The organism is Clostridium estertheticum, from assembly GCF_011065935.2.
Lineage (GTDB): Bacteria > Bacillota > Clostridia > Clostridiales > Clostridiaceae > Clostridium_AD > Clostridium_AD estertheticum_A.
The window spans coordinates 1,327,667-1,339,583 of the sequence record NZ_JAAMNH020000001.1; the positions used below are offsets into that span (position 1 = coordinate 1,327,667).

Here is an 11,917-nt window from a genome sequence, read left to right on the forward strand (position 1 = left end):
TAAACAGTTCACAGATTATGAGTTTCGTTTTATAAAAAAGAATATTTATTCTAATATTCTTTAACAGCAATGATTTTAATAATGTCAACAATTTTATAATTGTTGACACGGTGGTATTCACTCAATCTGAGGCGATCTAATCTATGCTTATTTCAACTGGTTCCCCATAGTATTAACGAGCATATATCTTTCTTTTTCTTCTCCAGTTATTAAAGATTCAACCTTCATACTCATCCACTCTTTCCCCCATTATCAATCTTATATACCTATTGTTTTTATAATATCTAGCCTTGCGTATCGGAATGCGGAAAATAGAATTATTTGTACTTATATGTAGGAATATGAAGATAATCAAGCTAGGGGGCATATTGGCTTAAATTGTACTCTTATTTATATGATAGAATACTCCTTGTCGTCACATGATGGCAAGCAAGTTGGTCTTTGAAAATTAAACAGAGAAATAGGTAAAATAGCGAAATAATATTTCGTTAGACCAGTTAATTACTTTAGATAAAAAAGTAATATTAGTCGTAAGACTAAAAAGTATGTAATGAGCTTGCTAACCAGCTTAACAGTTGGCGCAGATTATTCATTTCAAATAAAAAGTGTAAACTTTTAAATTGAGAGTTTGATCCTGGCTCAGGACGAACGCTGGCGGCGTGCCTAACACATGCAAGTCGAGCGATGAAACCCTTCGGGGTGGATTAGCGGCGGACGGGTGAGTAACACGTGGGTAACCTGCCTCAAAGAGGGGAATAGCCTCCCGAAAGGGAGATTAATACCGCATAATATGTTTTGATCGCATGATCGAGACATCAAAGGATTTTTCTTCGGAAAATTCCACTTTGAGATGGACCCGCGGCGCATTAGCTAGTTGGTGAGGTAACGGCCCACCAAGGCAACGATGCGTAGCCGACCTGAGAGGGTGATCGGCCACATTGGAACTGAGACACGGTCCAGACTCCTACGGGAGGCAGCAGTGGGGAATATTGCGCAATGGGGGAAACCCTGACGCAGCAACGCCGCGTGAATGATGAAGGCCTTCGGGTTGTAAAGTTCTGTCTTCTGGGACGATAATGACGGTACCAGAGGAGGAAGCCACGGCTAACTACGTGCCAGCAGCCGCGGTAATACGTAGGTGGCAAGCGTTGTCCGGATTTACTGGGCGTAAAGGATGCGTAGGCGGACATTTAAGTCAGATGTGAAATACCCGAGCTTAACTTGGGTGCTGCATTTGAAACTGGGTGTCTAGAGTGCAGGAGAGGTAAGTGGAATTCCTAGTGTAGCGGTGAAATGCGTAGAGATTAGGAAGAACACCAGTGGCGAAGGCGACTTACTGGACTGTAACTGACGCTGAGGCATGAAAGCGTGGGGAGCAAACAGGATTAGATACCCTGGTAGTCCACGCCGTAAACGATGAATACTAGGTGTCGGGGGTCGAACCTCGGTGCCGCAGTTAACACAATAAGTATTCCGCCTGGGGAGTACGATCGCAAGATTAAAACTCAAAGGAATTGACGGGGGCCCGCACAAGCAGCGGAGCATGTGGTTTAATTCGAAGCAACGCGAAGAACCTTACCTAGACTTGACATCCCCTGCATAACCCAGAGATGGGCGAAGTCCTTCGGGACAGGGTGACAGGTGGTGCATGGTTGTCGTCAGCTCGTGTCGTGAGATGTTGGGTTAAGTCCCGCAACGAGCGCAACCCTTATCATTAGTTGCTACCATTAAGTTGAGCACTCTAGTGAGACTGCCCGGGTTAACCGGGAGGAAGGTGGGGATGACGTCAAATCATCATGCCCCTTATGTCTAGGGCTACACACGTGCTACAATGGTGAGTACAAAGAGATGCAAGACCGCAAGGTGGAGCCAAACTCAAAAACTCATCCCAGTTCGGATTGTAGGCTGCAACTCGCCTACATGAAGCCGGAGTTGCTAGTAATCGCGAATCAGCATGTCGCGGTGAATACGTTCCCGGGCCTTGTACACACCGCCCGTCACACCATGAGAGTTGGTAACACCCGAAGTCCGTGAGGTAACCGTAAGGAGCCAGCGGCCGAAGGTGGGATTGATGATTGGGGTGAAGTCGTAACAAGGTAGCCGTAGGAGAACCTGCGGCTGGATCACCTCCTTTCTAGGGAGTAGATGCAAAGACTTCGGTCAATGCAAAACATCTACTGTAATTACTCGTAACCTATTCTCTGTTTAATTTTGAGAGACTAATTTTAGTTAACTCTTCTGAGTTAACTAAAAATTTAATCTTTCTAAAAATGTTCTTTGAAAATTGCACAGTGAAATTAAAGTTGTTTTAATAAGTTAAAACTACGTAAGTAGTTAGATGGATTTAATACAATTTCGCAAAATGAATTAAAACGTTTATGTAAATAGACGAAATTATCTACGCAAGTAGGTAATAGATAAAGGTTAAGCTACAAAGGGCGCATGGCGAATGCCTTGGCACTAGGAGCCGAAGAAGGACGCGTTAAGCTGCGATAAGCTTTGGGTAGGCGCAAATAGCCTGTGATCCAAAGATTTCCGAATGGGGGAACCCACATAGTAACAACTATGTACTGCATACTGAATAAATAGGTATGCAGAGGTAGACCCGGGGAACTGAAACATCTAAGTACCCGGAGGAAGAGAAAGAAACATCGATTTCCTAAGTAGCGGCGAGCGAAAGGGAAAGAGCCCAAACCTAGGTCTTTGACCTAGGGGTTGAGGATAGATCATAAATACTGCAATTCCTTAATTGAAGATAGCTGGAAAGCTGCTCCGCAGAAGGTAATAGGCCTGTAAATGAAAAGGAAAAACAGTCAGATCTAATCCAGAGTACCACGAGACACGTGAAACCTTGTGGGAAGCAGGGAGGACCACCTCCCAAGGCTAAATACTACCTAGTGACCGATAGTGAAGAAGTACCGTGAGGGAAAGGTGAAAAGAACCCCGGAAGGGGAGTGAAATAGAACCTGAAACCGTGTGCCTACAACCGGTCGGAGCACTTTATATGTGTGACGGCGTGCTTTTTGTAGAACGAGCCAACGAGTTACGATATGTAGCGAGGTTAAGTACTTAAGGTACGGAGCCGAAGGGAAACCAAGTCTGAATAGGGCGTATAGTTGCATGTCGTAGACCCGAAACCGGGTGACCTATCCATGGCCAGGATGAAGCGGAAGTAAAATTCCGTGGAGGTCCGAACCACGTTGGTGTTGAAAAACCATGGGATGAGCTGTGGATAGCGGAGAAATTCCAATCGAACTCGGAGATAGCTGGTTCTCCTCGAAATAGCTTTAGGGCTAGCGTCGATTAATTGAGTAATGGAGGTAGAGCACTGAATGAGCTAGGGGCTGACAACAGTTACTGAACTCTATCAAACTCCGAATGCCATATACTTTTATTTCGGCAGTCAGACTGCGAATGATAAGATCCGTAGTCAAAAGGGAAACAGCCCAGACCATCAGCTAAGGTCCCAAAGTGTAAGTTAAGTGGAAAAGGATGTGGGATTTCTAAGACAACTAGGATGTTGGCTCAGAAGCAGCCACTCATTCAAAGAGTGCGTAATAGCTCACTAGTCAAGAGATCCTGCGCCGAAGATGTCCGGGGCTAAAACTTACCACCGAAGCTATGGGTGTACACTATGTGTACGCGGTAGAGGAGCTTTCTGTACTGGCTGAAGTCATACCGTAAGGAGTGGTGGACGGTACAGAAGTGAGAATGTTGGCATAAGTAGCGAGAGTTAAGTGAGAATCTTAACGGTCGAAAACCTAAGGTTTCCTGAGGAAGGCTCGTCCTCTCAGGGTTAGTCGGGACCTAAGCCGAGGCCGAAAGGCGTAGGTGATGGACAATCGGTTGATATTCCGATACCACCAATGGACGTTATTAGAAATGGGATGACGCAGGAGGATAAGATGTGCACACTATTGGATGTGTGTCTAAGCATTTAGGCGGAGCAAGCAGGCAAATCCGTTTGCTCTTAACGCTGAGATGTGATGGGGAAGGGAATTTATTCCTGAAGTATCTGATTCCACGCTGCCAAGAAAAGTCTCTATCGAGGATATTGGTGCCCGTACCGCAAACCGACACAGGTAGGTGAGGAGAGAATCCTAAGACCATCGGAAGAATTGCTGTTAAGGAACTCGGCAAATTGACCCCGTAACTTCGGGAGAAGGGGTGCCTACGAAAGTAGGTCGCAGAGAATAGGCCCAAGCAACTGTTTAGCAAAAACACAGGTCTCTGCTAAAGCGAAAGCTGATGTATAGGGGCTGACGCCTGCCCGGTGCTGGAAGGTTAAGGGGATTACTTAGCGCAAGCGAAGGTATGAACTTAAGCCCCAGTAAACGGCGGCCGTAACTATAACGGTCCTAAGGTAGCGAAATTCCTTGTCGGGTAAGTTCCGACCCGCACGAATGGCGTAATGATTTGGGCACTGTCTCAACAGCACATCCGGCGAAATTGTAGTGCCAGTGAAGATGCTGGCTACCCGCGATTGGACGGAAAGACCCCGTAGAGCTTTACTGTAGCTTAGCATTGAATTTCGGTATTGTCTGTACAGGATAGGTGGGAGACTGAGAAACATGGGCGTCAGCCTGTGTGGAGTCATCCTTGGGATACCACCCTGACAGTACTGAGGTTCTAACTGGAGGCCATGAATCTGGTCACAGGACATTGTTAGGTGGGCAGTTTGACTGGGGCGGTCGCCTCCAAAAAAGTAACGGAGGCGCTCAAAGGTTCCCTCAGCGCGGTTGGAAATCGCGCGAAGAGTGCAAAGGCAGAAGGGAGCCTGACTGCGACACCTACAAGTGGAGCAGGGACGAAAGTCGGACTTAGTGATCCGGTGGTACCTCGTGGGAGGGCCATCGCTCAACGGATAAAAGCTACCTCGGGGATAACAGGCTGATCTCCCCCAAGAGTCCACATCGACGGGGAGGTTTGGCACCTCGATGTCGGCTCGTCGCATCCTGGGGCTGAAGTAGGTCCCAAGGGTTGGGCTGTTCGCCCATTAAAGCGGCACGCGAGCTGGGTTCAGAACGTCGTGAGACAGTTCGGTCCCTATCCGTCGCGGGCGTAGGAAATTTGAAGGGAGCTGTCCTTAGTACGAGAGGACCGGGATGGACAAACCTCTGGTGCACCAGTTGTCACGCCAGTGGCATCGCTGGGTAGCTATGTTTGGAAGGGATAAACGCTGAAAGCATCTAAGCGTGAAGCCCACCCTGAGATGAGATTTCCCATAACTCGTGCGTAAGCACGGTGTTAGTAAGACTCCTGGAAGAACACCAGGTTGATAGGTTAGAGGTGTAAGCATGGTAACATGTTCAGCTGACTAATACTAATAAGTCGAGGGCTTGACCTTAATATATATATGAAGCGAAAATTTCACTGTGCAATTTTGAGAGAATATAATTTTCTCAATCTGGTGATTATGGCATGAAGGTAACACCCGTTCCCATACCGAACACGAAGGTTAAGCTTCAATGCGCTAATGGTACTGCAGGGGCAACCTTGTGGGAGAGTAGGTCGTCGCCAGGTAAGAAAAAAGGAGCTATCTCTAAATAGAAAGTATTTTCTATTTAGGGGTAGCTCCTTTTATTTAATATAATCCTTTAATAAAGAGGTTATCTCCCCAAAAGGCACATCTCCGAAATTGCTTACAATTATAGCTGTAGTATTTGCTTCTACATTTCTAAGAATATAGCTTCTATATCCGGTACCTACTCCGTAATGCTCGTAGTAACACTTTTCATTTGAATCTTTATATACATACCAGCCATAGCCATAATTATTTTCATAAGGTGTATACATTTTGTCATAGGATTCTTTATTTATAAGTTTTTTATTTGTCAAAGCCTTATCCCATTTTATCAAATCTTCTACAGTAGAACAGAGCCCTGAAGATCCACGGACTACTCCAACATTTGTTTCAGTCCAAGATGTTTCTGCTTTATCTTTTTTATAAGATAAATACCCTACAGCCAAGTTATCAATAGATGAATTTTCATTCTTAAAGCCTGTATTTTTCATATCTAGTGGGCTGAAAATATTTTCAGCAAAATAGGCATCTAAAGTTTTACCAGATGTTTTTTCGATAATATAACCTAATAAAATATATCCTGTATTGCTATAACTAAAACTTGAGCCTGGTGTGAAGGCTAGAGTTACTTCCATTTTTTTCGCAGCAGCATTGTCTATTTTATTTGAAGGTCTAAATTTTCTTATATCAAATTTTTCAGGATGTTCTGGCAATCCTGAAGTATGATTTAATAATTGATGAATTGTTATTTCATTTCCATGTGGAAACTGAGGTAAATATTTATCAATTTTATCATTAACGTTAAGCAATTTTTTTTCTTGGAGCTGCATAATAGAAAGTGCAGTAAATTGCTTTGTTAAAGAAGCTAAATCAAATTTAGTTTGAGCTGTATTGCTTATTCCCTTTTCAAAATCTGCCTTTCCATAACCTTTGTCTAGAATAATGGAGTCATTTTTAGTAATATACACATACCCGCTGAATTTACCTGCACCAAAGAAATCAGTAAACAATGCATCAGTTTTTGAATTTACATCTTTTGATTTTTCATTTTCAGCATTAACAACGGAATCCTTATTATTAGTAGCAACGGAACTCTTATCATTATTTTTAGCTCCACAACCGATAAATAGAGGCGTGGATAAAATTGCAATGATACTAAATATTACTGTTTTTTTCATGTTACATCTCCTTGTAAATACATTTTTTAACTTAAAATACAATTTTAACATTAGAAAACTATATTAGCAAGTTTAAAAATTCATAGAAATGTGGCAAGAATTAATTAGAAAAAGGGGTTGCCTCTTCAAATGATTTTATAATCATTTTGAGACAGCCCCTTTTTAATATTTACTTTAATTTAGCGGCACATTTGGGACAAACATTCCATTCTGGATCTACAGCGCTTCCACAGGAATTACAATTCTCTTTAAGTTTATATCCACAGAAGGGGCAATTCATAAAGTGTTCATCTACTGGTTTTCCACAGCTTGTGCAGATTTTTTTAGTGTAGGAAGTCCTTACTACTAGATATATTATTAAACCTATGAGGTTTGGAACAAATATTGCTATTGTGGTCCAGAGCCAAGGATCCATACCTCTTTGCTTTGAATCTTTAAATACAAAACGCCCAATTAAAAAAATTGTTCCAAAGAATAATATAAACATTAAAGGTAGTATTATAAGTGGGGGAATTATTTCGGAAATATTTCCATTTGCATAATTATAATCTGAGGCTACACCAAATATTCCTAGAATAACAATAGATAATATGAATAGGGAAAGTAATGTTATAAGAACAAAAAACAGTTTTTTTGAATTTTTCATTTAAATCACTCCTCGTATACTGCTTGTGAATTTTAATTTGGACTGTCCATTAATAAATACTACAGGTAATATAGATAAGCTTGAAATAAAACTCCATAAAATAAACAAGCCTATAACACCTTTAAAATTAAACTTAAAATATACGATAACAATTAAACTTATAGTTGAAATAAGATTTAAAAAAATTGATAAACATAGTATAGATAAAAAGTGCTTGTTATTTATTTTTTCTTTGGTATTTTGAACTAAATTTATAGGAAGATTAATATCTTCATTACCTAGCTCATAGAGAAGATCTTCTAAATATTTATCCTCCATAGTTATTGCCCTCCATATATTGTTTTAATAATTTTTTAGATTTATTTAATCTGGATTTTACAGTTCCTACCGGTATTTTAAGAATTTCTGAAATTTCATTTTGCTTTAGTCCATTGTAGTAAAATAGTATAATTACCATTTTGTATTCATCTTTTAAATTATTGATAGCATTTCGTAACTGCTGCTTATTTTGAAAGTTATCATAAGACTCCTCAGGAAGATAAGTAGTTGCCTTTATATTATCCATTACAATGTTTTTTTCATTAGTATCAAAGAAATCTATAGATTTTGAAAACCATCTTTTAACCTTTCTATAAGTATCCCTGTATAGATTAACAGCAATTGTAAAGAGCCAAGGTTCAAAATTCTTACTTCTGTCAAAGTCATTCATATATTTAAAAGTTTTTATCCAAGTATCTTGAAATAAATCTTCAGCATTAGTATTATTTTTATGCAAATTTACACAAAGCTTATAAAGAGGAGTTTTATATTTTTCTATAAATAGGTGGAGACCTTGATTTTTATCAGTATCAAAAATTTCCCAAATAAACTTATCATCCAAAACCTTGCCCCCTTTCACTATTAACTACGTACGTGAATATAAAAGGTTCACTAAATTAATAAAAATATTTTGATTAAATCTATAGAAGTTAATTATAGTGTTTAGGTAAATAGTGCACAATATAAGAAAACAGGATATAATAAAGTGTAAAGTACAGTCATAAGTTAAGTTCCAACCTGGAATCAGTAATGGGGAATTTAATAAAAATTCAAATGAAGAAGGAGTTTTATTTAATGAATGAATTAATTAAAGAAATTGAGTATAATAATGGGAAGTTTCCAGAAGTACAATTAAAGGAAATAATAAACCACAGGGAAGAATTTATACCTGAGTTACTTCAGATATTAATAAATGCCAAAGAAAATTATGAGGAGATTTTAGAAAAACCCAATTATTTTGCACATATATATGCCACTTTCTTGTTGGCACAGTTTAAAGAAAAGCAAAGTTTTATGCCAATTATAGATTTAATCAGTTTACCAAAGGAAATCCCAGATGATATTTTCGGTGATTTTCTTACAGAGGATTTACATAAAATTTTAGCCTCAGTTTGTGGTGGAGACACGGAGTCAATAAAAAAATTAGTGGAAGATAGCGAAGTTAATGAATACGTTAGATGTGCTGCTATCAAATCCTTTATTGTACTACTAGGAGAAGGTGTTATATCTCAAAATGAAGTTCTTGAATACTACAAAAGTTTATTTGAAGGAAAACTTGAAAGGGAATTTTCACAAGTTTGGAATGAGCTTATATATGATTCTTGTGAAGTAGGTCCTAGTGAATTATATGAACACATAAAAAAAGCTTATGCAGATGAATTAATAGATGAGGAGTGCATATCTTTAGAAGAAGTAGATGGAGCTATTAAAATCCATGATAAAACAAAATTCCCAAAACTAAAAGATGAAGGATATTCATTTGTTGTGGATACTATAGAAGAGTTAGGGTGCTGGAGATGTTTTACTAAGAGCAGTGAGACTAAATCACAATTTATGCAAGGAATTAACAAGATGAATAAAAACAATAAAAATAAGAAAAATAAAAAGCAGGTAAAAGCTACTAAAAAGAAGCAAAGAAAAAAATAATAACAATCTAGAGGTTCTAAGATTAATGGAAATATAAGAAATGAGATGATCTAATGATAAAAGCAAATTTTGAGGATTATAAATTAAGCAGTGACTTATTAAAAGCAATTACTATGTTGAATTTCAAAGATTTAACAAAAGTCCAGCAGCAGGTTATACCTGCTGTGCTGGCGAAAAAGGATGTAGTAGTAAAGTCTCAAACAGGAAGCGGTAAGACTGCAGCCTATGGCATTCCTATTTGTGAGCTTGTAGATTGGGAAGAAAATAAACCTCAAGCAATAGTGATTACACCAACAAGAGAACTTGCTATCCAAGTCAAAGAAGATATTTTTAATATAGGTAGATTTAAGAGACTTAAAGTAGCTGCAATTTATGGGCAGTCCCCTTTCTATAATCAGAAAAAAGAACTTTCACAAAAAACACATGTAGTAGTTGGAACACCTGGTCGTATTATGGACCATTTGGATAAAGGAACCTTTGATACATCAAATATAAAGTATCTTGTAATAGATGAAGCTGATGAAATGCTTAATATGGGATTTGTAGATCAGATAGAAACAATAATAAGGGGCCTTCCAAAAGAGCGTGTGACCATGTTATTGTCAGCTACAATGCCAAAAGATATAGAGAATTTATGCAGAAGATACATGAAAGACCCTATCCGCATTGACATAGAGGACCAAAATAAAGCGGCAGATAGAATATGTCAAGAAAGATATGACGTAAATGAACAGGGTAAAATAAAGCTTTTAAGCGATATAACAGTAGTAGAAAACCCAGATAGCTGTATGGTATTTTGCAATACAAAAATAAAGGTAGATGAGGTTTATAATGAGATGGTAAAGCTTCATTATACTTGTAAGAAAATACATGGCGGTATGGAACAAAGTGATAGATTAAGAGTAATGAATGATTTTAAGAGTGGTTATTTTAGATATTTAGTAGCTACGGATGTCGCAGCTAGAGGGATAGATATAGATGACATTACTCTTGTAATAAATTATGATATACCTGAAGATAAAGAAAGCTATGTTCATAGGATAGGGAGAACTGGGCGTATAGGAAAGCTCGGTCATGCAATTACTTTTGTGACCCGAAATGAAAGTAGATTCCTAGAAGATATAGAGGAATATATCGGTAAAGAGATTCCACTTAAGACAAAACCAGAAGTGGAAGCTGTAGATGATGCCAAAGAAGAATTTGAAGACAAGATGAATACAAGACCTGAAATTAAAGAAGCAAAAGGCGCGGAGCTAAGCAAAGAAATCATGAAATTACATATTAATGCAGGTAAGAAAACAAAGATGAGGGCCATGGATATAGTAGGTACTCTTTGCAGTATTGAGGGCATGACAAAGGATGATATAGGAATCATCAATATAGTTGATATATCTACTTTTGTAGAAATATTAAATAATAAAGGTGAATTGGTTTTTGAGGAATTACAAGATAAACCTATCAAAGGAAGGCTTCGGACTGTAAGTAAAGTGGATATGTAAATATTTTTTTAAAAACATGCAATAGTGAGCCTAACTATCTATTTTGTTTTTTCAGGAAATGTTGTCAGAAACTTATTATATTTTAAGATAGATAAAAAACCAGTATAAGTGTACTGGTTTATTTCATGTTCCTAAGTTGCGTAATTTATTTATTAAATATCATAAACATCTTCTTGCTCATATGCCATAATTGTATCAAAAACATAAGTTGCTACATCTTCGGGCATATCATTATTTAAAAATAATAATCCCATATCGTTATATTTAGTACCAATAACATCTTTTACAATTACTTTTCCGCTATATTCTTTTAAAATATCTGTAATATGTTTACCAAGTTTATCAGGAAGTTCCTTTTGGTTCCATGATGTAAATCCAATCAATGATTTTGATATTTCTGGATTAATTCCACTCTTTATTAAAACTTCATGCCAGGTTAAGCAGGTTGAATCAGTTTTTGTTATCATATGGACGCACCTCACAAATTTAAATTTACTATATATTATATAGAGTTGTTTTTAATCAATAAAAATATTCAAATATCTTATTTACTTTCGTAATATATTTGGTAAGCAGAGTAATGAGACCCTACAATAAATCTACTGTATGATATTATGGGAATTGTAGTTTTTTGCAATTTAATATTTAATTAAGAGTTTTTTACCTTTTATATTCCGTTTATGCATTATAATATGCGTTATGAGTTTCATGCGTTGTATTATATAAAAAAATAAGTAAACTTTAAATACAAAGATAAATGAAGGCGGTGATAATGATATGTTTGACATCTTTAATATTTATACCAATGAATCAATGGAAATGATTTTGTTCACATACCCATTATTAATTATTCTAACGTCTTTAGTACTACAACTTATTTTTAGGAGAATGCTTGTTATTTTACTGATTAATTTTGTGTTTTGGTCAATTGTAGCATTTACTATATATAATTCAAGTTTTCTAATTTGGTGTTTTATATATACCTTAATTTCTATGCTTGGAACACTTCTTGGAGATTTAATCATTATACATAAAGAAGGAGCAATTAACAAAATAAAGAATTTAAAGGAATAAATCATAAAATAGCAACAAAAACTCATATAGT

Annotated in this window: 8 protein-coding genes and 3 rRNA genes; 6 read left to right on the forward strand and 5 right to left on the reverse strand. The window is 37.5% G+C overall.

Going from position 1 to position 11,917, the window contains the following annotated elements; translation table 11 throughout:
• Positions 1-616: 616 nt before the first annotated feature.
• From G9F72_RS06160 to rrf, 3 genes are all read left to right on the forward strand, one after another.
• Positions 617-2,134, forward strand: a 16S ribosomal RNA gene (locus tag G9F72_RS06160).
• A 288-nt stretch (positions 2,135-2,422) separates the two neighbouring features.
• Positions 2,423-5,347, forward strand: a 23S ribosomal RNA gene (locus G9F72_RS06165).
• Between the two features lie 59 nt (positions 5,348-5,406).
• Positions 5,407-5,523, forward strand: a 5S ribosomal RNA gene (gene rrf / locus G9F72_RS06170).
• The 16S, 23S and 5S rRNA genes sit together here, the layout of an rRNA operon.
• Before the next feature lie 57 nt (positions 5,524-5,580).
• Here the strand turns inward: rrf and G9F72_RS06175 are convergent.
• The 4 genes from G9F72_RS06175 to G9F72_RS06190 all read right to left on the reverse strand — a co-directional run bounded on the left by G9F72_RS06175 (position 5,581) and on the right by G9F72_RS06190 (position 8,228).
• A complete protein-coding gene (locus G9F72_RS06175; protein WP_164956452.1) occupies positions 5,581-6,702 on the reverse strand; it encodes a serine hydrolase domain-containing protein in 1,122 nt (373 codons plus the stop codon).
• Positions 6,703-6,871: 169 nt separating this feature from the next.
• A complete protein-coding gene (locus G9F72_RS06180; protein WP_164956453.1) occupies positions 6,872-7,348 on the reverse strand; it encodes a zinc ribbon domain-containing protein in 477 nt (158 codons plus the stop codon).
• Positions 7,349-7,666 carry a hypothetical protein gene (locus G9F72_RS06185; RefSeq protein ID WP_164956454.1) on the reverse strand — a complete coding sequence of 106 codons (318 nt, stop codon included), beginning with the start codon at positions 7,664-7,666 and terminating at the stop codon, positions 7,349-7,351.
• Complete coding sequence (locus G9F72_RS06190) at positions 7,656-8,228, reverse strand: sigma-70 family RNA polymerase sigma factor (protein ID WP_164956455.1); 573 nt, start codon at positions 8,226-8,228, stop codon at positions 7,656-7,658. Before G9F72_RS06190 ends, G9F72_RS06185 begins: the two co-directional genes overlap by 11 nt.
• A gap of 233 nt (positions 8,229-8,461) precedes the next feature.
• Here G9F72_RS06190 and G9F72_RS06195 point away from each other — a divergent pair, with 233 nt between their 5' ends.
• Together G9F72_RS06195 and G9F72_RS06200 are read left to right on the forward strand one after the other, a co-directional pair.
• A complete protein-coding gene (locus tag G9F72_RS06195) occupies positions 8,462-9,313 on the forward strand; it encodes a DUF1186 domain-containing protein (RefSeq protein WP_164956456.1) in 852 nt (283 codons plus the stop codon).
• Between the two features lie 53 nt (positions 9,314-9,366).
• Positions 9,367-10,812 carry a DEAD/DEAH box helicase gene (locus G9F72_RS06200; RefSeq protein WP_164956457.1) on the forward strand — a complete coding sequence of 482 codons (1,446 nt, stop codon included), beginning with the start codon at positions 9,367-9,369 and terminating at the stop codon, positions 10,810-10,812.
• Between the two features lie 152 nt (positions 10,813-10,964).
• Here the strand turns inward: G9F72_RS06200 and G9F72_RS06205 are convergent, their stop codons facing one another.
• The gene (locus tag G9F72_RS06205) at positions 10,965-11,279 is read right to left on the reverse strand and encodes a hypothetical protein (protein WP_164956458.1); all 315 of its coding nucleotides are present in this window, start codon (positions 11,277-11,279) and stop codon (positions 10,965-10,967) included.
• Positions 11,280-11,589: 310 nt separating this feature from the next.
• Between G9F72_RS06205 and G9F72_RS06210 the strand changes: the two genes are divergently transcribed.
• The gene (locus tag G9F72_RS06210) at positions 11,590-11,886 is read left to right on the forward strand and encodes a DUF2651 family protein (protein ID WP_164956460.1); all 297 of its coding nucleotides are present in this window, start codon (positions 11,590-11,592) and stop codon (positions 11,884-11,886) included.
• The last annotated feature ends 31 nt before the right edge of the window (positions 11,887-11,917 follow it).

Coding starts and splice junctions, on each gene's coding strand:
- G9F72_RS06175 (WP_164956452.1), bottom strand. CDS start 6,702: ATGAAAAAAACAGTAATATTTAGTATCATTGCAATTTTATCCACGCCT.
- G9F72_RS06195 (WP_164956456.1), top strand. CDS start 8,462: ATGAATGAATTAATTAAAGAAATTGAGTATAATAATGGGAAGTTTCCA.
- G9F72_RS06200 (WP_164956457.1), top strand. CDS start 9,367: ATGATAAAAGCAAATTTTGAGGATTATAAATTAAGCAGTGACTTATTA.
- G9F72_RS06180 (WP_164956453.1), bottom strand. CDS start 7,348: ATGAAAAATTCAAAAAAACTGTTTTTTGTTCTTATAACATTACTTTCC.
- G9F72_RS06185 (WP_164956454.1), bottom strand. CDS start 7,666: ATGGAGGATAAATATTTAGAAGATCTTCTCTATGAGCTAGGTAATGAA.
- G9F72_RS06205 (WP_164956458.1), bottom strand. CDS start 11,279: ATGATAACAAAAACTGATTCAACCTGCTTAACCTGGCATGAAGTTTTA.
- G9F72_RS06210 (WP_164956460.1), top strand. CDS start 11,590: ATGTTTGACATCTTTAATATTTATACCAATGAATCAATGGAAATGATT.